This is a genomic window from Streptomyces sp. NPDC002566, assembly GCF_042889585.1.
GTDB lineage: Bacteria > Actinomycetota > Actinomycetes > Streptomycetales > Streptomycetaceae > Streptomyces.
This window is the reverse complement of record NZ_JBIARD010000014.1, coordinates 1-16,769: the sequence shown is the minus strand read 5'-3', so window position 1 is coordinate 16,769 and position 16,769 is coordinate 1. Positions and strand designations below refer to the sequence as shown.

The window sequence follows — 16,769 nt, the reverse complement described above, 5'->3', positions numbered from 1 at the left end:
CGGCCTTGGCCGAGCACGACGCTGCCTGTGCCGGCACGAGGCGGGCACAGGCAGCGCGGGGGAGGAGGGCGGCAGCCGGTCATCCCTCCGTGGCGGCGCCGTCGAAACCGTCGGCGCTGTCACGGGTGCCGGGGGAGCGCCGCAGGAGGAAAGCGACCGATGCCGCACCCAGGAGGGCTGCTCCTGCTCCGGTGACGAGAGCGAGGTGCAGACCGGAGGCGAAGGCATCGCGGGCCTGATTGACCAGGGCGGCGTCGCCTGTCCTGGCGCCGACGATGTTGGCTGCGGCGAGGGATGAGCGAGCTGCCTCAGCCACGTGGGCCGGGAGCCCCTCGGTGTCGAGAGTGTTGCGGTAGCCGGCGTTCAGCGCACTGCCGAGGACGGCGATTCCCAGGGCGCCGCCCAGTTCACGGGACAGGTCGTTCACCGCCGAGCCCACGTTTTGCAGGCGGGAGGGCAAGGCGTCGGTGATGGCCGCGGTGGCGGGCGTCATGGCGAGGCCCATACCGGCGCCCAGGGGAATGAGCCCCGTCACGATGAGCCAGTAGGAGCTCGTCTTGTCGAGCTCGGCGAGCAGGCTCAGACCGACGGCGACGGCTATCAGCCCTGCGATCCAGGGACGGCGAGCGCCGACGCGTGCTGCCAGTTTCGGGGACAGCCGGGCGCTCGGAATCATGGCGGCGGGCATGGGCAGCACACTCAGGGCGGCGATCAGCGCGCTGTCGCCTCGCACGAGCTGCAGGTACTGCATGACGACGAAGATGAACCCGAAGAACGCGAAGAACTGCAAGGTGATCGACAAAGTCCCGGCGGCGAACGGCTTGTTGCAAAAGAGCCGGGGATCCAGCAGAGGGTGGGGGTGGCGTAGCTCCCAGACGACGAAACCGGCGAGCACGAGGAATCCCGCCGTGATGCCGATCAGGGTGCGGGCGCTCGCCCAGCCCTGCTCGGGCGCCTGGATGACCGAGTAGACCAGAATTCCCAGACCGACGACCGTGAGCGTGGCGCCGACGGTGTCGACGCGCTGCTTGTTCGCTTCGGCCGACTCCGGCACGAAGACGTAACTGCCGACGAACGCCACGACCGCGAGAACGACGTTCACCCAGAAGACAGATCGCCAGGACCATGCTTCGAGCACGGCGCCGGAAGCCAGCAGGCCCAATATGGCGCTCGCTCCCGCGACGGCCGCCCAGATGCTGACCGCACTTGCCCTCTGTTCACGGGGAAAGGTGCTGGTGATGGTCGAAAGTGTGGCGGGCATGACAAAGGCAGCCGCCACCCCCAGCAGAGCTCGCAGGGCGATGAGAACCCCGGGTTCCGAGGAGAACGCGGCCGCGACCGATCCGGCCGCGAACAGAGCGAGGCCGCTCAGCAAGGCCCGGCGCCGGCCGAACCGGTCGCCCAGAGTCGCCGCCAGCAGCAGAAGGGCGGCAAAGACCAGACTGTAGGCGTCGATGATCCACGACAGCTGCGTCTGACTCGCGTGGGTCTCACGGGCGATGTCGGGCAGGGCCACATTCAGCGATGCCATCGCCGAGACGACGGTTGCCAGAGCCAGGCATGTGACGGCCAGCACTGCGCCGTGACGCACCGCTTTGTGACCTTGTTCTGTGAGGCCTCGGTTCATGAGAGGCGTCCTTTCCCGCTGGACAGGTGCGCTGGTGCGATGGACGGATCCATGGCGGATGCAGCCGCCATGGAGGCACGGCGCAGCAGCAGCGCAGAGGTCATGACGCGCGAGCGCGCAGTGTGAGGGGGACCGGCGCAGACCGCTGCCGCCCCGGCACCGCAACGGGCTGCACCAGGGAAGACGCCTTATGTCAACGTTTGTTGGCCAACCCCCGTTGACATTAACGCATCCAGGGGGATGGAAAGTCAACGAGCGATGGCCTACATTTGTTGGCATGACAGCCGACAGCACAGAAGCTCCCCCCGGCCCCCGGCGCTCCGACCGCACCCGGACAGCGATCCTCGACGCCGCCCGCCAGCGCTTTGCCGCCCAGGGCTTCGAACGCACGACAATCCGGGCCGTCGCGGCCGACGCGGGCATCGACCCCTCCATGGTCATGCGCTACTACGGCAGCAAGGCCCAGCTCTTCGACGCCGCCCTCGACATCGACCTGCGCCTTCCCGACCTGTCCGCCACCCCGGCAGAGGAACGGGCCGAAGCCCTCGTGCGGCACTTCCTGCACCGCTGGGAGCACGAGGGCGCCGACGACGCGCTCCTGCTGCTTCTGCGCTCCGCCGTCACCAACGACCAGGCGGCACGCCGCATGCGGGAGATCTTCGCCGCCCAGGTCTCCCCGGCCCTGGGCCCCGCCACCAAAGACAACGTCGGGCTGGTCTCCGCCCAGCTGCTCGGCCTCGCCCTCACCCGCTATCTGCTGCGCATCCCAGCCGTAGTGCGCATGACGCCTGAAGAGATCGTCGCCGCCTACACGCCCGCCGTCCGGAGCATCCTCGAACCGCAGGCATCCGCCCATTGAACAGGCAGATCAGACGACGGAACCGGTCAAAGCCCCAGGCGGTGCCGCCGGCCACCTCGTGTCCACCGCCGCGGGGCTGAAGCCGTGAGCGGTCAGGTCGCCTGCCTGTGCGGCGGCCTTCACGGCGGGACCGTGCTTCCCGCGCAGTCCAGTCCTGTCGGCCGGCCCGCTGCATGACCGGCCGCCCGTTCGTCGTGACACGCTTGCCCCTCTCCCGTACTTCGGCGGTGATCTGGGCGCCACCGGGTGCCGTCCGCGACGCGGTGCACCTCGCGTATCCGGGTGGCGGGTCCGGCATCGGCTGCACGGTGGGGCCTGATCAGCGGCGAACTCCCTGATACGTCGCCGCCGGACGTGATCGGCACAGCGCGGCCGCGGCCACCTCGGACCCGGCGCAACCACGCTGCAGGACCACGCGATCCACGTTTCAGACCGACTCGGCACCTCGTATGTCCGAGATCAGGGCCAGCACCTCCTGTGAGACGTATGGCCTGCCCCCGGCCGCCCGGATGGGCAGGCATTACTCATCTCCGATTCCCCGGCTCACGGTTGACTGGCCCCGCTTGCCCGAGCAAGCGGTGCCAGAGGCGGGCAAGTTCGCGGTGAGAGAGGGCCGCCCGCCCGGAACGCCTCTTAGCGCGGGGGCCCGGACTCCGGCCGCTCCCGATGTCAGCGGGTCGCCGAGACGGCAGGGCGGCCGGTTCCCGTTGCACGGGGCCGCGCGGTGGCGGATCCCGCCCGCAGCACTGCACGACATCCGGCTGTGCCCCGGCCACCCGCCCCGCGGGCAATGGCCAACTCCGCCGGCAGAACAGCATCACAGAAAGAAGGAAGATCACCCCGATGAACAAGCTCATAGGCTCCCTGGGCGCAGTGTCGGCAGCCGTTGTTCTGGCGGTCATGCCCACTGCGGCGCAGGCAGACGGAATCGAAGACGGCGCCCCTCTGGTGGCCGCCGAGAACGAGATCATCGACCAACTCGCGGCGCTGGGCTGGCCGGGACAGGACCCGGAGAACTTCTACCCCGGTGCCGGCGCCCACGCGGACTCCGCCACAGCCACGGTCGTCTGGGGCACGCCCGGCGATCCCAGCTCCTATCAGGTCGAGGCCAAGTGCGCGCAGTTCCTCACCGCCTCTCTGAAACATGCCTACTCCTGGGCCACCGACACGTGGTTCACCTCCGGTATCGGCTTCCGCAGCCCGACCTCGGAGCAGTACTACGACGCCTTCACCGACACCTCCGCCGGCGGCGCGCTCGATGACATGAGCGATCACGTCAGCCGCCCCTCCGCACAGCGGGTCAGCGACCTGCATGCGGGTTCCGTCATCGCGGTGAAGTACCTGGACGGCTCGGACGGGGACGCTACCGGGCACATGATGGTCGTGCAGTCCGTGGCACCGTTCGAGCGCGACGGCAACAGCGCCACCCAGGAGTACGCGGTCAGGGTCTCCGACAGCACCTCCAACCCGCACGGCGTCGCCTTCTCCTCCAAGACGTCGACGCACTGGGCGTTCCGGGACAGCCGGGTCGAGGGCTCTCCGGGACTCACCGCGAAGGAATGGAGCGGTGCCGGCCGGGGAACGATCTTCATCCAGGCCGACGCCCTCACCGGCAAGCCGACCGGTCACTGGTGGGGCCGCAACGAGGCCGCGTTCCACACCGTCGCCGACCGGCCCATGGTCTTTGTCGACATCACCCGCTGAGCCTGCAGGGCGGCGGCAGCGGCGCTCACCGCCGCGGCCGTCGCCCCCGGCCGCCCGCTGGGTGCCGGCAAGGCGCGACCTGGGCTGTGTGAGCACCTGCGTGCCGCACGAGGCTGGGGACCCGTGATATTCAATGGTGATGAATAAATCTCGTGGACGTCCGCGTGGAGGCTCCGACGCCAAGGAGAGGATTCTGGCGGCGGCCAAGACGGCGTTCATGCGGCACGGCTACAACGCGACGACGATGCGAGCCGTTGCCTCGGCAGCCGGCGTGGACCCGGCCCTGATCAGCTATCACTTCGGCTCCAAGCAAGGGTTGTTCGGTGGGGCGATGGCGCTCGGGATCAGCCCGGGCCAGGTGATGGCCCGCGTGCTCGAGGGTGATCCCGGGCAGATGTCCGAACGGATCATCCGGGCTGTCCTGGCCGTATGGGATGATCCGGAACTCGGTGGTCCGCTGACGCTCCTGGTCACCCAGGCCCAGCGGGACCCGGCGCTCATGCGCGCGTTCCGCGAGTACGTCGAGCGGGAACTGACCGCCCGGCTGGCGGAACACATCGGTGGAACCAACGCCGCAGAACGAGCGGGGGCCGTGCTGACGACGACTCTCGGACTGATCTCCAGCCGTTACGTTCTCAGGCTGAACCCGATGGCCGCCATGGACTCCGAGCGGATCATCGGCCTCCTGGCTCCAGGACTTGGTGCACTACTCCCTCCGGCCCGATCCGCCGATGAATGAGAGAGCCGGGACGGGAGCCGGCGCAATCCGGGACGCCGCCGCCCGCCCGTAGGCCGCGTGAAGCACGGCGTGACGCCCGGCCCGGACGGTCCGTCGCGCCAAAGGCTCCTCTCGCTTCCGGCCCAGCCGTGGCGCCGATGGCCGCACTGATGCCGTGGGCGATGGCGAACGCGCTGGTCACCGCGGTTTCCACCCTCCTGTGTACAGAACTGCGCGCACGTTGCACCTTCCAGGCCGGTAGACCTGCCGATGACGCCGGCACCGGCAGCCCGCCGGATCTGCCGCGGCCGCCTACGTGATGACCTGTGCCGCGACGCTCCTCCTGCACCTGCAGTCGGCCGGCATGCCGAGCGAGCAGGTCGCCCGCCTCGGCGCTGGACGGCTCTGCCTCTGCGCCTCGGCCGAGTTCTCGTCCTCTTCGCCCTCGAGCGTCCCTGCCGCCGCGCGCCCCTGAGGTGCGGTGACGGGAAAAATGAGTACCGATTACTCATTTCGGGATCTCGCGGGTGACCCATATTCATGCGCATGGGCTGTCTGCTCAAGGCGGCGTGCAGCAGTGAGCCGCTCGACGGAGCGGCTGCCGCGCCTTCCCGCCCACCGCTGTGCGGAAAGGCGCGATCCTTCAGGCGGGCGCGACCTGCGGATTGCGCGTGTTGCTCCGTTTCACGGGCACGCGACGCCCCGTCAGGGCTCCCGGGTGAGGCCCAGCATGCCGCTCAGCTCACTCAGGCACTGTTCGTAGAGCGGTTGCATGTCGGTCAGGACGAAGTCCATCTGGTGAAGGACTTCCAGGCACAGCAGTCCGTAGAGCCGGCTCCAGCAGGTCACGTACACATGCACCGCTTCGGGGGGCAGACGCCGGTCGATCAGACGAGAGTACGCGTGCAGTTGTTCAGGCAGGCCCTCGGGCAGCGCCTCCAGTTCCGGCACCGGGAACGGACGAGTGTTCCACACCTCGACGATCATGTCGATGAAGACGTTCTCGAAGCGCAAGCCGGCCTGATGCCGGGCGGAATCGGGCTGGTGCTGCGTGCCGCTGACGGGGCTGGCGAAGATCCACTCGAACTCGGCGGGATGGGATACGGCCCAGGCGCGCATCGCGCGGCACGCTCCCAGGAACCGGTCCGCGGGCGGGGCGCCCGTGCGCTTGTCCCGGTCGTGTTCCATGGCGTCGGCCAACTCATGGAAGAACCCCGCAGTCACCGCGTCCACCAGCGCGTCCCGGCTGGCGTAGTAGTGGTAGAGAGAGGGCCCGCTCATGCCCATCTCGCGGGCGACGGCGTTGATCGTGACCGCTGCCGACCCCTTGGTGACCAGCAGTGTCCGAGCGCTCTGGTGAATCTCCCGCACGGTGGCCTCGCGCACCCGGTCGCGTCGGCCGTCGCCCGTCGGTCGCCGGTCCATGAACACCTGCCTTCATCGCATCGATCTAGAGGGTCTAGAATTATCTAGAGCCTCTAGAGAGGTTGGGGAGTGGGCCGCAAAGGCGGACGAGCTATGCACAGACAAGACATTCCACGGGAGATCGTTCGAGTGAGGAGGGAGAAGGAGCCATATGTCCATGCATTCGTGACCGTGCCGGTCTGGCGCAACCCGCGTGCCGATCAGGGGCACCCGCGCCGCGATCATCTCACCCCACCCCGCGACGCACAGACCACCGGGCGTTCCGATCGCATGGTCGCAGCGCTGTTCACCGCAGCGGCGCTGGCAGGCGCCGGCTTCGTCGTCTCCTACGCGGCGATCCCGAACGATGCATCGATCCTCGTCATGCCCATGGGGAGCATCAGAGCGCTAAACTTCGCGCTGGGCTTGACGCTGAGCGTCGCCCTGAGCTGCCTCGGTGCGGGTTTTCGCCGCTGGGCACGCATCCAGCTTTCCCGCGCGGGTGCGATGCCCCCCTTCCCACAACGAACAGATGAAGGCTGCCTCGAAGCGCCCGGCGACTTCGAAGAGCCCGTCGTCCCTGTATTCCGGGAGCGCGCTTGAGCACCGAATCCACCACCGAACCGCCCGCGCGCAGCAAGGCGCCGGCAGGCGAGCGCCTGGCCGACTGGGCCGACGGCCGACTGGGGATCTACACCCTGGCCAAGGCCAACATGCGCAAGATCTTCCCCGACCACTGGTCGTTCATGCTGGGCGAGGTCTGCCTCTACAGCTTCCTGATCCTCATCCTGACCGGTGTCTATCTGACGTTGTTCTTCCACCCGTCGATGACCGAGGTCGCGTACCACGGCAGCTACGTCCCGCTGCAGGGACAGATGATGAGCGAGGCGTACAAGTCCACGCTCGACATCAGCTTCGACGTACGGGGCGGGCTGCTGATCCGCCAGCTGCACCACTGGTCGGCGCTGGTCTTCCTCGCCGGGATGATCGTGCACATGATGCGTGTCTTCTTCACCGGCGCGTTCCGCAAGCCGCGCGAGGTCAACTGGGTCTTCGGCGTCCTGCTGTTGTTCCTGGGCATGTTCACCGGGTTCACCGGCTACTCGCTCCCCGACGACCTGCTCTCCGGGACCGGCATGCACTTCATGGAGGGCGCGATCCTGTCGATCCCGGTCGTCGGAACGTACCTCTCCTTCTTCCTCTTCGGCGGCGAATACCCCGGGCACGACGTCATCCCGCGGTTCTACTCCGTCCACGTGCTGCTGCTGCCCGGGGTCATGCTCGGCCTCGTGGTGGCGCACCTGATCCTGGTCTTCTACCACAAGCACACGCAGTTCGCCGGGCCCGGACGGTCCAACAAGAACGTGGTCGGCATGCCGCTGCTGCCGGTGTACGCGGCCAAGGCGGGCGGCTTCTTCTTCCTGGTCTTCGGCGTCCTCGCGGTCATCGCGGGCATCGCCCAGATCAACCCGATCTGGGCCTTCGGCCCCTACCGGGCCGACCAGGTCGCGGCAGGCTCCCAGCCCGACTGGTACATGGGCTTCGCCGAGGGACTGCTGCGCATCATGCCGGGCTGGGAGATCAACTTCTGGGGCCACACACTGGCCTTGGGAGTGTTCATCCCCCTCGCCGGCTTCGCCGTGGTCCTGGCGCTCATCGGGGTCTACCCGTTCGTCGAGTCATGGGTCACCGGCGACAAGCGCGAGCACCACGTCCTGGACCGCCCGCGCAACGTGCCCACCCGTACGGCCTTCGGAGTCGCCTGGCTGACGGCGTACTTCGTGACGATGATCGCAGGCGGCAATGACATCTGGGCCACCCAGTTCCACCTGTCGCTCAACGCGATCACGTGGTTCGTGCGGATCTTCTTCTTCGCCGGACCGGTCATCGCCTTCGTCCTCACCAAACGGATCTGTCTCGGCCTGCAGCGCCGGGACAAGGACAAGGTGCTGCACGGCCGGGAGACCGGCATCATCAGACGCCTGCCGCACGGTGAGTTCATCGAGGTCCACGCCCCCCTCAGCCAGGAGCAGCTGCACACCCTCACCGCGCACGAGCAGTACGAACCGGCCGCGCTGAGCCCGCGGCTCGACGAGAACGGTGTCGAGCGCCCACCCACACGAACGCAGAAGCTACGCGCGAGGCTCAGCAAGGCGTACTACGGTGCGGACGGCCAGATCAGCAAGCCGACCGCCCAGGAGTACGAGGAGATCACCAGCGGCCGCGGCCACCACTGACCGCTTACGCAGACCCACCCGTGACCGGCCTGCGGCCGGCGCCTCCACCAGCCGCAGGCCGGCCCGCCAGGCAGTCAGCCGTCGCCCGAAATGCCATGAACAGGGAGGCGGCCCGTGGTCCTATTCCCGCGCAAGCCGGAACTCGGCCATGAGCAGGCCGGGCGCCCGCTCGACGGTGCCGACATGGGTGAAGCCGAGACGCTCATAGAGAGCGATGGCCGGACGATTGTCCGCGCCCGTGCTGACCAGCGCCGGCCCGGTGGGGGCCAGCTCGGTCAGCAGGTGATCGAGCAGCCTCAGAGCCAGACCGCGGCGAAACCATTCCGGATCGACGCATACCCGGTCGATATCGATGCCGTCTTCCCCCGCCAGGCGCTGCCAGGCAACGAAGGCGGCAATGTGACCGTCACGCGTCGTCATCCCGAGCCAACGCAACGGCTGGGCCTGCATCTCCTCCAGGCTCTCCAGGAGAGCGGGTATCTCGTCGAAACCGATCAGCGCGGCCTCGACCGCATACGACCGGCGGCCGGTCAGGTGCACCGCCGTCGCCGTCGCTACGTCCGTCAGGTCCAGCTCGCTGACGAACACAGCCGGACCGCATTCACTGCCCCCGCGCCGCTCGAGATGAGACGCAACTCTGCTGTACGAACGCATGACATGCCTTGCCGTAGAGGTCTGAAGGTCAGCGACAAGCGTGCGTCGCGGCCGGCATGCAGCACCTGAGCAAGAGGCACTCATGTGCCCCACGACTCGCCGCTGCGCAGCCGACCATCCGAAGTCTGACTGCAGCCCGCTACCCCCGGGTTGGTGACGGCCGTGGCAACGCCGCGCCGAAACGCGGGGCGGTCGTGGGCTTTTGCTGACAGGCCCCCTGAACGTCAGAGGGAGGACGCGATCAACTGCCGCTCGTCGGCGTGCGTGACGCGACAGCCCGCAGTGAGTACATGATCGGCAGGTAGGTATCGCTGAAGGGGAACCGGTAGAGACCGTCGGCGCCTCGAGGCAGGATGTGGCGGCCGTCGGATTCCGTCTCCGTATGCTCTGCCAGCCGTTCCACAACCAGGCCCGCCGAAGCGGCGGCAGTCACGATCTCACCGATCGAGTAGGGGAACTGCACGGTCTGCCGCGGCGCCGTCACGACGCTCGGATCTGCATAAGTGCCGGTCAGAGTGACGTACTGAGCCTCGCCGCCGCCGTAGGGCCAGTCGGCTACGAAGGGTTCGAAGCTGAGGACGGTCTGGAAGGCCGGATGAATGTCCACCAGGACCAGCCGGCCTCCCGGCCTGAGCGCCCGCGCGGCCCCCCGCATCCACGCGTTGACATCCGCGATCCAGGACAACACGCCGTACGTGGCGACGACGACGTCGAACCCGGCCGCAAGGCCGTCGGGCAGGCGCTGGGTGTCCGCCACGACGAAGTCCGCGACCAGTCCCGCCTTTTCGGCGAGGTCCCGGGCACGGGCGATCGCTACGGGGGAGAAGTCGACTCCGGTGACCCTCGCGCCCAGGCGGGCCCAGTTCAAGGTGTCCATGCCGAAGTGGCACTGCAGGTGGAGCAGATCCTTGCCCGCTACGTCACCGGCCAGTTCACGTTCGATGCTGCGCAGCGTCTGCTGACCGCCGAGAAAAGCCTCCACGTCGTAGGACTGATCGGTGGCTGTCGTGCCGTGGGTTTCGGCCAGGGAATCCCACAGCGCCAGGTTGGCGGCAAACCCCTCAGCGTGCCCGCCCCCGCGCACGCTGGCCTCCGCAACGCCGAAGCCGTCCTCTGCAGCCATCGCGAACCTCCTGTCCCTGGCCGTACTCGCGCACGGCCCCACGCGTCGGGATTCTCCAGGACGCAGGAGCACCCCCACATGAGTAGGAGATACTCGGCCGGAGCAGAAGCTGCCCGCCCGAACGCGCTGAGCCCTCCGATGCGGACAGCCGGCCCCGACACGCGCCTCCCCCTCGAAGACCGTCCTGGTGACCGGCCTCGCTCGGGTTTGAGTACTGCTTGCTCAGTCGCCCCAGGGCTGCGCAACGTCTCCTGGAAGAGTCACCCAGCAGCTCTCCGAGGCCGTGACCACCATGACTTGCACCGCACCTCCCACTGCCGCCAGGACGACAGAAGACTCCCTCACCCTCGCCGCGACCGGAGATTCCACGCCGGCTCGGACCGCCCCTCAAAGCAGTAGCCCTCACCGCAGCCGTAGCCGGCGTGCTGCTCGCCGCTCCCATCGTCTCGATCGTCGCGGCGAGGGCGGCAGTCCCCGTCCACATGGACGACGGTGCCGCACTGCCCGATGCAGAGCACGACATCGTTGATCGGCACGACGACACCGGCTGCCAGTATGACAACACGACCAGGGAAGGCGCGGTCGTCATCCGCCCCGGCAACGCGACCGGTCTGCCCGACGGCTGCTGGTGGGTCGTCCCATGATGTTCGTCGAGGTCACCCGGACCGAGTGACCCCCCGGCGCATGACGGCCGCGCAAAGGCTCCGACCGGCGCTGAGTGCCGAGGGTTTGCGTCCACTCCCTGCGAGCGGCTCGCCAGATGACCGTCCATACCTGACAAGGATGACCGACCCATGACTCTCGTCACGCTCAACGACCTGCATACCGCCCGTCAACGCCTGGAGCCAGTGCTCTCCCGTACGTCGCTGCTCAGGGCTCCGTGGGCCTCCTGCGGACATCGGTCTCTCTTTCTGAAACCAGAAAACCTGCAGATCACCGGCTCGTTCAAAATACGTGGCGCATGCAATCGACTGTCGCGGATGTCCGAGGCGCATAAGGCCCGCGGCGTCATTGCACGATCGAGCGGGAACCACGGCAAAGCACTTGCCTACGCGGCCCGGGAGAACGGCGTGAAAGCAACGATCGTCATGCCCTGCACGGCCGCCAAGGTGAAAATCGACGGGGTCCTGGAGTACGGGGCCGATGTGCGCTTCGCTTCCCCCGAGGAGTGCCCGGCCCTGACTGAGCAGTTGGCCGCGGAACACGGCTATGTGATCGTGCCGCCCTTCGACGACCTTGACATCATCACGGGCCAGGGAACGGTCGGCCTCGACATATCCGACGAAGCGGTGGCTGCGGGACTCGACATCGGCACGGTGCTGGTGCCCGTCAGCGGAGGCGGACTGATCTCAGGTGTCGCCGCTGCACTGAAGCTCACACGCCCCGGAATCCGGGTGGTGGGCGTCGAGCCGGAGCTGGCGGCCGACGCCGGCGAAAGCCTGCGCGCCGGACGGCGCGTGACCTGGCCGACCGAGCGTGTCAGCCGGACCATGGCCGACGGATTGCGCATGACAACCGTGGGGGAGCACACCTTCGAGCACATGCGCGTTTTCGTCGACGACATCATCACCGTCACCGAAGAGGAGATCTGCTCGAGCGTGGCCCTTCTGGCGCGGCGCGCGGGCATGATCGTCGAGCCGTCCGGGGCGGTCACCACGGCGGCATACCTGTACCACGAGCACGACCTCCCCGCTGCCGGGGGGCACGTGGCGGTGATCAGCGGAGGGAACGTCGATCCCGACCTGTTCGAACTGCTATGCAAAGAAGCCCCGCTGCCCTTCCAGACCTGCCGCAGGTGAAGCAAGGCCGAGGACGAAGCACAGCACATGTTCCACGCGGTGAGGCGGACGAGCCATTGGAACTGCGCCCCTGCCGCGCGCGTGCCCAGGATGAGCGCACGAGGTAAATGTGCGAGCCTCATCGCTTAACGCGAAATCCTCCTGACACCACCTAGACGAATGATTCCGAAGTTCAGGTCAGTGTTTTCTGCAGCACGATGACGGGCCTGCCGTGTTCATTGGTTGCGCCGCGACGGATTTCCTGCCATCCCAAAGCTGTCCAGAACGCCAGAGAGGACGGCATGCTTTCGAAGACGCACAGTCGTAGGTCGTCCTGACCTGCTGTCTGGAAGCGGTCCTCGATTGAGGCGGCCAGTTGGCGGCCCAGCCCGCGTCTCTGCATCGTTCCGTGCACGATCAGCATTCCAATCCACGGGTGACCGTCCTTCGGGTGCTGATGCAGCAGGGAGATCAGCCCGAGTACCGTGTGCTGCTCGTCCCGTGCGAGCAGCACCTCGCAGCCGTCAGTGCCGGCTTCCTCCCGCAAATCGGATTCGACTTGATCAGGCCGGACATCATGGGGGTCGTACTCGCCGGCGGCGCGGCAGTACTCCGGATTGCTCGCGTATAGCTCGACGACTGCGGTGATCTCCTGCGCAGAGAAGCCAAGCGGAGACAAGGAGAGAGTGGGCATGCGGGCCAGGGTAGTCAGCCCTGTGGGTGGTGGCTGAGCACGAGAAGAGGGCATCCAAGATCAGGTTGTGACTGACCTGGATACCCTTGGCGGGTGCCGCCCACAGCGCAGGCGGCCCGGCGGCGTGGACAGGGCGCCCAAGAGGCAGCGCGCCACTGGTCAAGCGGGCAGTACACCTGCTCCCGACTTCTGGTCCGACACCTACCTGGCGTGCACCCGGCCGGCATGCCGATCCTGTGGGGTCCCTTGCGAACCCCGAGCGCGAGTTCTGCGTGCTGCTGCGCAACAGCCGCCGGCAGCAGCACACCAGGCGAAACTCTGCCGCCGGTATAAAGACGATGTCGAGGCTTACGACGGCGAATCCCCTGCCTCTCGATCACCATGCCGCTCATGCCGTCCGGTAGCATTATCCGACCGGTCGCCCCTTGAGGGAGCACTTGAATGCAGGGCTGGGCAGACAGATGGCCGCTCATCGGGCGGCAGTCATTCATGGATTCCTTCGCCCGGGACCTGTCCGACGGACACACCCGCGGCTGGATGATCTGCGGGCCGGCGGGAGTGGGCAAGACCCGCCTGGCTGACGAGTTCCTGGAACTGGCAACCGCCCAGAGCGGACACCGCACTGCGCGGGCCGTAGCCGGCAAGGCTGCCGGGCAGGTACCCCTCAGCGCGATCGCCCACCTGCTGCCCCCCGACGCCGATCTCGCAGACCCGGTCAGCGGCTTCCGAGCCGTCGCCCGGACCATAGCCGGAGAGCCGGGCAAGCCCACCGTGGTCTTCGTCGACGACATGCACCACCTGGACAGCTCATCAACCGTCCTGCTCAACCAGCTCCTGGACTCCCAGGTCATCGTCCTGGTCGGCACCGTCCGCACCGGTGAACCAGCCAATGACGCTGTCGAGGCGCTGCTTCGACGCGGGGACCGCGTCCGCCGCATCGACTTGTCCCACATGGACCGCACCCAGGTCGAGACACTCGTCCAGCGCGTACTCGGCGGCCTCGTCGGCCGCCGCACACTGCACGCGCTGTACACCGCAAGCGGTGGAAACGTCCTTTTCCTGAAGGAACTCGTCCTGGGAGCCATCGAAGCAGGCACCCTCAGCCTCAACGGCGAAGTCTGGGAGATCCCCGATCACTGGCTCGCCGTCACCCCTCATCTCAACGACCTGATCACCGCCAAGATCGCGGCAGCGCCGCCCGCAGCGCTCCCGCTCCTGCAAGCCCTAGCCCTCTGCGGCCCCCTGTCCGTGACCGACGCCGCATCTCTCATCGACCGCGTTCACCTGGCCGAAGTCGAGAACTCAGGCATCATCCGGGTCACCGCAAACGGACGAAGAATCACCGTTGCGCTGTCCCACCCCCTGTACAGCGAGGTCATAGCCGCCGGAATCTCACCCCTTCAGCGCTACGACCTCGGTCTGTGTCTGGCCGAGCGTCTCGAGACTCACGGACTCAGACGCCGCGACGACGCCCTCCAGGTCGCCTCCTGGCGACTGGCGGCCATCGGCACCGCCGACCCCGCCCTCCTGACCCAGGCCGCCGCCATCGCGATGAACGCCAACGACAGCGAACAGGTCATCCAGCTGCTCACCGCGATCAAACCGGACCAGCACACCCTGGAGACCCGGATCCTGCTGGGCAGAGTGCTGACGTACACCGGTCGCCTGGAACGCGCCGAAGCGGTCCTCGCCGACGCCGACGCCCACGCACGCGACGATCAGGAGAAGATCACCGCAGTAACCGCCCGCAGCATGAATCTGTTCTGGTCCAGCCCGCGACTCGACCAAGCACTCTCCGTGTGCGCCGAGGCCCGCACAGTGCTGCGAAGCCGGATGGCGAAGCAACAGCTGCATTTCATGGAAGGAGCCATGCAGGCTGTCTCCGGGCTGCCTGAGGCCGGGCTCCAACTACTCGACAGCCTCCCCGGAGCCCCGCATCAGGAAAGCCCTGACATATGGCTGCTGGCGACGACCAGCAAATCCCTGGGCCTGGCCGCTGTCGGCCGCGTAGCACAAGCCAGGGCACTGGCCGAGCACGGGCACACCATGCACCAGGCAATCGGCGGAGGAACCCTTCTGCCCCATCCCGCAATCCAACTGGCACCGCTCACGCTGGCGCTCTCGGAGGCCGGTCTGATCAGTGAGGCCCGCGAGACCTGCCTGAGCGCTTTCGACACGCTTCATGATTCGCCCTCCCCCCTCGCCCGCCAGTGGCTCGCCTACTTCATCGCGCGAACAGACTGGCTGGCCGGGCACCCCTCCAGTGCCCGCCGCTGGTATGCGGAAGCCGCCGCCATCGCGCGTACGTACCAGCACACCAGGACCACCAGGCTCTACATATCGGGATTGATCGCCTGCGCGGCACTGGCCGGCGACATCGACACGGCCGAGTCCCTGCTCCCGGAACTCGAACAATACGCACCGAGCGGATTCATGGCCGGCGAGGAGACTCTCGGCACTGCCTGGCTGCACGCCGCCCAGGGCAAGCTCAGCCGCGCCCGCGACGTCCTGCGCACCGCGGCCGGCGACGCTCGTCGCACCGGCCACCTCCTGTCCGAGGTCCTCCTGCTCACCGACATCGCACGCCTCGGTGACGCCCCGAGCGTCCAGCACCGCCTCACCGAACTCGCGACCCAATGCGACGGAGCCCTCACCCACACCCGCGCACGGTTTGCCACCGCCCTCGCCGACAACGACCCAGGCCGCCTCATGGAGTGCTCACACACTTTCCAGCAGATGGGCTCGCCCATCCTCGCCGCTGAAGCATCAGCCGCATCAGCCGGCGCCTGGACCCACCAGGGTGACCCCCGCAAAGCCACCGCCGACGCCACTCGGGCCACAGCCCTCGCGGCCCAGTGCGAAGACGCCCGGACCCCGCTCCTGTCCACGCTCGGCACCCCCTCCGTCCGCCTGACCAAACGCGAACAAGAGATCGCCCTTATGGCCGCCGCCGGGAATTCCAGCAAAACGATTTCTGAACACCTCACACTTTCCGTCCGAACTGTCGACAACCACCTCCAGCACATTTATCTCAAACTCGGCGTACGCACCCGGGCCGACCTCGCAAAAGCCCTTGAATACGAAGCGGGCCGCCAGTAGAACTCGCCTGGAGTTGACCCGACTATCCCGCCACTCAAACCGGGAACGTCCTGTTCCTCAGTCGGAACGGCGGCCTCATGCCGGACCCCCGCGGCTGCTTTGGAACCGAGACGGCCGAGAATCTGCACCGCAAGTCCGTTCAGCAGTGGGGCGACGCCTGGTGTCGCGACCGGCACTCCTCCAGGCTCGCCCGGCGCACCTCCAGGCCGCCGATCGCCTCCCCGCGCTCCTCGAAGAGCCGACGCCCCTCAGCGGTGAGGTGATGCTCGATGCGGCGGCCGTGTCCCGGCCGCCGGTCGACGAGCCCTTGCGCGACCAGCCGGCCGGCGAGCGTGCCGAAGGCCTGCTCGCTCTGGAACATCGCCGCCGCCAACTCCGCGTGTTCGCACAGGCCACAACAGGTAGATCAGGAGGGTGTCGATGTTCGGCGGCGAGGTGCCTGGGTCAGCGGGCGACCCATCAACTTCTTCATCGTCCTGGATCTCCCGCTGTGTTGGGCAGGATTATCGCCGGTGCCACCGATGCGGCCACGCCGCGAGCGGGGGAGACCCCCAAACCTCAAATCTTCCATAGTTTTGAACCAAGGAAGCACCCAAACGGAGGGTGCCTTGATCGCCTACTTGACAAGGCATCAGCAGGAGGGCCGACGGGACAGCCCCCGTACTCCCAGCCAGCCGGGCCGGCCACGGAGTGGACGGCCCCTTCAACTCACCTTGACTGCAATCAGGGTTCAGAGGAAGTGCAAGTTCAGGCCCGATCGATCCGCGGAGCGGATCAGTCGGTCCCGGAGGGACCGGCCGTCTCCGCGGAGCGGAGACGGCGGTACCGACGCGTAGCGTCGGCGCGTCGTTCCTGCGGAGCAGGACGCGCGC

Annotated in this window: 13 protein-coding genes and 1 pseudogene; 8 read left to right on the top strand and 6 right to left on the bottom strand. The window is 67.6% G+C overall.

Translation table 11 applies throughout. The features are described 5' to 3' along the window. Window positions 1–79: 79 nt before the first annotated feature. Window positions 80–1,627: an MFS transporter gene (locus ACFYXA_RS34505; RefSeq protein ID WP_389040480.1), complete on the bottom strand. Its 1,548-nt coding sequence runs from the start codon at window positions 1,625–1,627 to the stop codon at window positions 80–82. 277 nt (window positions 1,628–1,904) lie between these two features. Between ACFYXA_RS34505 and ACFYXA_RS34500 the strand changes: the two genes are divergently transcribed. From ACFYXA_RS34500 to ACFYXA_RS34490, 3 genes are all read left to right on the top strand, one after another. Then, entirely contained in the window at window positions 1,905–2,486 is a 582-nt protein-coding gene (locus ACFYXA_RS34500) for a TetR/AcrR family transcriptional regulator (protein ID WP_389040477.1), read from the top strand. 843 nt (window positions 2,487–3,329) lie between these two features. Continuing rightward, a complete protein-coding gene (locus ACFYXA_RS34495) occupies window positions 3,330–4,190 on the top strand; it encodes a hypothetical protein (RefSeq protein WP_389040474.1) in 861 nt (286 codons plus the stop codon). A 133-nt stretch (window positions 4,191–4,323) separates the two neighbouring features. Beyond that, on the top strand, window positions 4,324–4,929 hold the full coding sequence (locus tag ACFYXA_RS34490; protein WP_389040471.1) for a TetR family transcriptional regulator: 606 nt from the start codon (window positions 4,324–4,326) through the stop codon (window positions 4,927–4,929). A 684-nt stretch (window positions 4,930–5,613) separates the two neighbouring features. On the opposite strand, the gene ACFYXA_RS34485 is transcribed toward ACFYXA_RS34490, so the two are convergent. Then, complete coding sequence (locus tag ACFYXA_RS34485) at window positions 5,614–6,333, bottom strand: TetR/AcrR family transcriptional regulator (RefSeq protein WP_389040468.1); 720 nt, start codon at window positions 6,331–6,333, stop codon at window positions 5,614–5,616. Window positions 6,334–6,498: 165 nt separating this feature from the next. Here ACFYXA_RS34485 and ACFYXA_RS34480 point away from each other — a divergent pair, with 165 nt between their 5' ends. Together ACFYXA_RS34480 and ACFYXA_RS34475 are read left to right on the top strand one after the other, a co-directional pair. Further along, window positions 6,499–6,915, top strand: coding sequence for a hypothetical protein (locus tag ACFYXA_RS34480; protein ID WP_389040465.1), 417 nt, complete (start codon window positions 6,499–6,501; stop codon window positions 6,913–6,915). Further along, window positions 6,912–8,549: a cytochrome bc complex cytochrome b subunit gene (locus ACFYXA_RS34475; protein ID WP_389040462.1), complete on the top strand. Its 1,638-nt coding sequence runs from the start codon at window positions 6,912–6,914 to the stop codon at window positions 8,547–8,549. The genes ACFYXA_RS34480 and ACFYXA_RS34475 overlap by 4 nt, the downstream gene beginning before the upstream one ends. A gap of 120 nt (window positions 8,550–8,669) precedes the next feature. Here the strand turns inward: ACFYXA_RS34475 and ACFYXA_RS34470 are convergent, their stop codons facing one another. Together ACFYXA_RS34470 and ACFYXA_RS34465 are read right to left on the bottom strand one after the other, a co-directional pair. Then, window positions 8,670–9,137 carry a GNAT family N-acetyltransferase gene (locus ACFYXA_RS34470; protein WP_389040457.1) on the bottom strand — a complete coding sequence of 156 codons (468 nt, stop codon included), beginning with the start codon at window positions 9,135–9,137 and terminating at the stop codon, window positions 8,670–8,672. Between the two features lie 307 nt (window positions 9,138–9,444). Then, the gene (locus ACFYXA_RS34465; protein WP_389040454.1) at window positions 9,445–10,326 is read right to left on the bottom strand and encodes a class I SAM-dependent methyltransferase; all 882 of its coding nucleotides are present in this window, start codon (window positions 10,324–10,326) and stop codon (window positions 9,445–9,447) included. A 422-nt stretch (window positions 10,327–10,748) separates the two neighbouring features. Between ACFYXA_RS34465 and ACFYXA_RS34460 the strand changes: the two genes are divergently transcribed. Together ACFYXA_RS34460 and ACFYXA_RS34455 are read left to right on the top strand one after the other, a co-directional pair. Beyond that, a complete protein-coding gene (locus ACFYXA_RS34460) occupies window positions 10,749–10,970 on the top strand; it encodes a hypothetical protein (RefSeq protein ID WP_389040451.1) in 222 nt (73 codons plus the stop codon). A 150-nt stretch (window positions 10,971–11,120) separates the two neighbouring features. Continuing rightward, on the top strand, window positions 11,121–12,125 hold the full coding sequence (locus ACFYXA_RS34455) for a threonine/serine dehydratase (protein WP_389040448.1): 1,005 nt from the start codon (window positions 11,121–11,123) through the stop codon (window positions 12,123–12,125). Window positions 12,126–12,297: 172 nt separating this feature from the next. On the opposite strand, the gene ACFYXA_RS34450 is transcribed toward ACFYXA_RS34455, so the two are convergent. Continuing rightward, window positions 12,298–12,798, bottom strand: a complete 501-nt coding sequence (locus tag ACFYXA_RS34450; protein WP_389040445.1) for a GNAT family N-acetyltransferase — start codon at window positions 12,796–12,798, stop codon at window positions 12,298–12,300. A gap of 489 nt (window positions 12,799–13,287) precedes the next feature. Here ACFYXA_RS34450 and ACFYXA_RS34445 point away from each other — a divergent pair, with 489 nt between their 5' ends. Then, a complete protein-coding gene (locus ACFYXA_RS34445) occupies window positions 13,288–15,897 on the top strand; it encodes a LuxR C-terminal-related transcriptional regulator (RefSeq protein ID WP_389040440.1) in 2,610 nt (869 codons plus the stop codon). 139 nt (window positions 15,898–16,036) lie between these two features. Here the strand turns inward: ACFYXA_RS34445 and ACFYXA_RS34440 are convergent. Further along, window positions 16,037–16,273 (bottom strand): annotated as a pseudogene (locus ACFYXA_RS34440) (hypothetical protein); the annotation flags it as partial. Window positions 16,274–16,769 lie beyond the last annotated feature (496 nt).

What these genes read in the sequence shown, in the direction of transcription:
- ACFYXA_RS34505 (WP_389040480.1), bottom strand. Translation starts at nt 1,627, where the DNA reads ATGAACCGAGGCCTCACAGAACAAGGTCACAAAGCGGTGCGTCACGGC.
- ACFYXA_RS34500 (WP_389040477.1), top strand. Translation starts at nt 1,905, where the DNA reads ATGACAGCCGACAGCACAGAAGCTCCCCCCGGCCCCCGGCGCTCCGAC.
- ACFYXA_RS34495 (WP_389040474.1), top strand. Translation starts at nt 3,330, where the DNA reads ATGAACAAGCTCATAGGCTCCCTGGGCGCAGTGTCGGCAGCCGTTGTT.
- ACFYXA_RS34490 (WP_389040471.1), top strand. Translation starts at nt 4,324, where the DNA reads ATGGTGATGAATAAATCTCGTGGACGTCCGCGTGGAGGCTCCGACGCC.
- ACFYXA_RS34485 (WP_389040468.1), bottom strand. Translation starts at nt 6,333, where the DNA reads ATGGACCGGCGACCGACGGGCGACGGCCGACGCGACCGGGTGCGCGAG.
- ACFYXA_RS34465 (WP_389040454.1), bottom strand. Translation starts at nt 10,326, where the DNA reads ATGGCTGCAGAGGACGGCTTCGGCGTTGCGGAGGCCAGCGTGCGCGGG.
- ACFYXA_RS34455 (WP_389040448.1), top strand. Translation starts at nt 11,121, where the DNA reads ATGACTCTCGTCACGCTCAACGACCTGCATACCGCCCGTCAACGCCTG.
- ACFYXA_RS34450 (WP_389040445.1), bottom strand. Translation starts at nt 12,798, where the DNA reads ATGCCCACTCTCTCCTTGTCTCCGCTTGGCTTCTCTGCGCAGGAGATC.
- ACFYXA_RS34445 (WP_389040440.1), top strand. Translation starts at nt 13,288, where the DNA reads ATGGATTCCTTCGCCCGGGACCTGTCCGACGGACACACCCGCGGCTGG.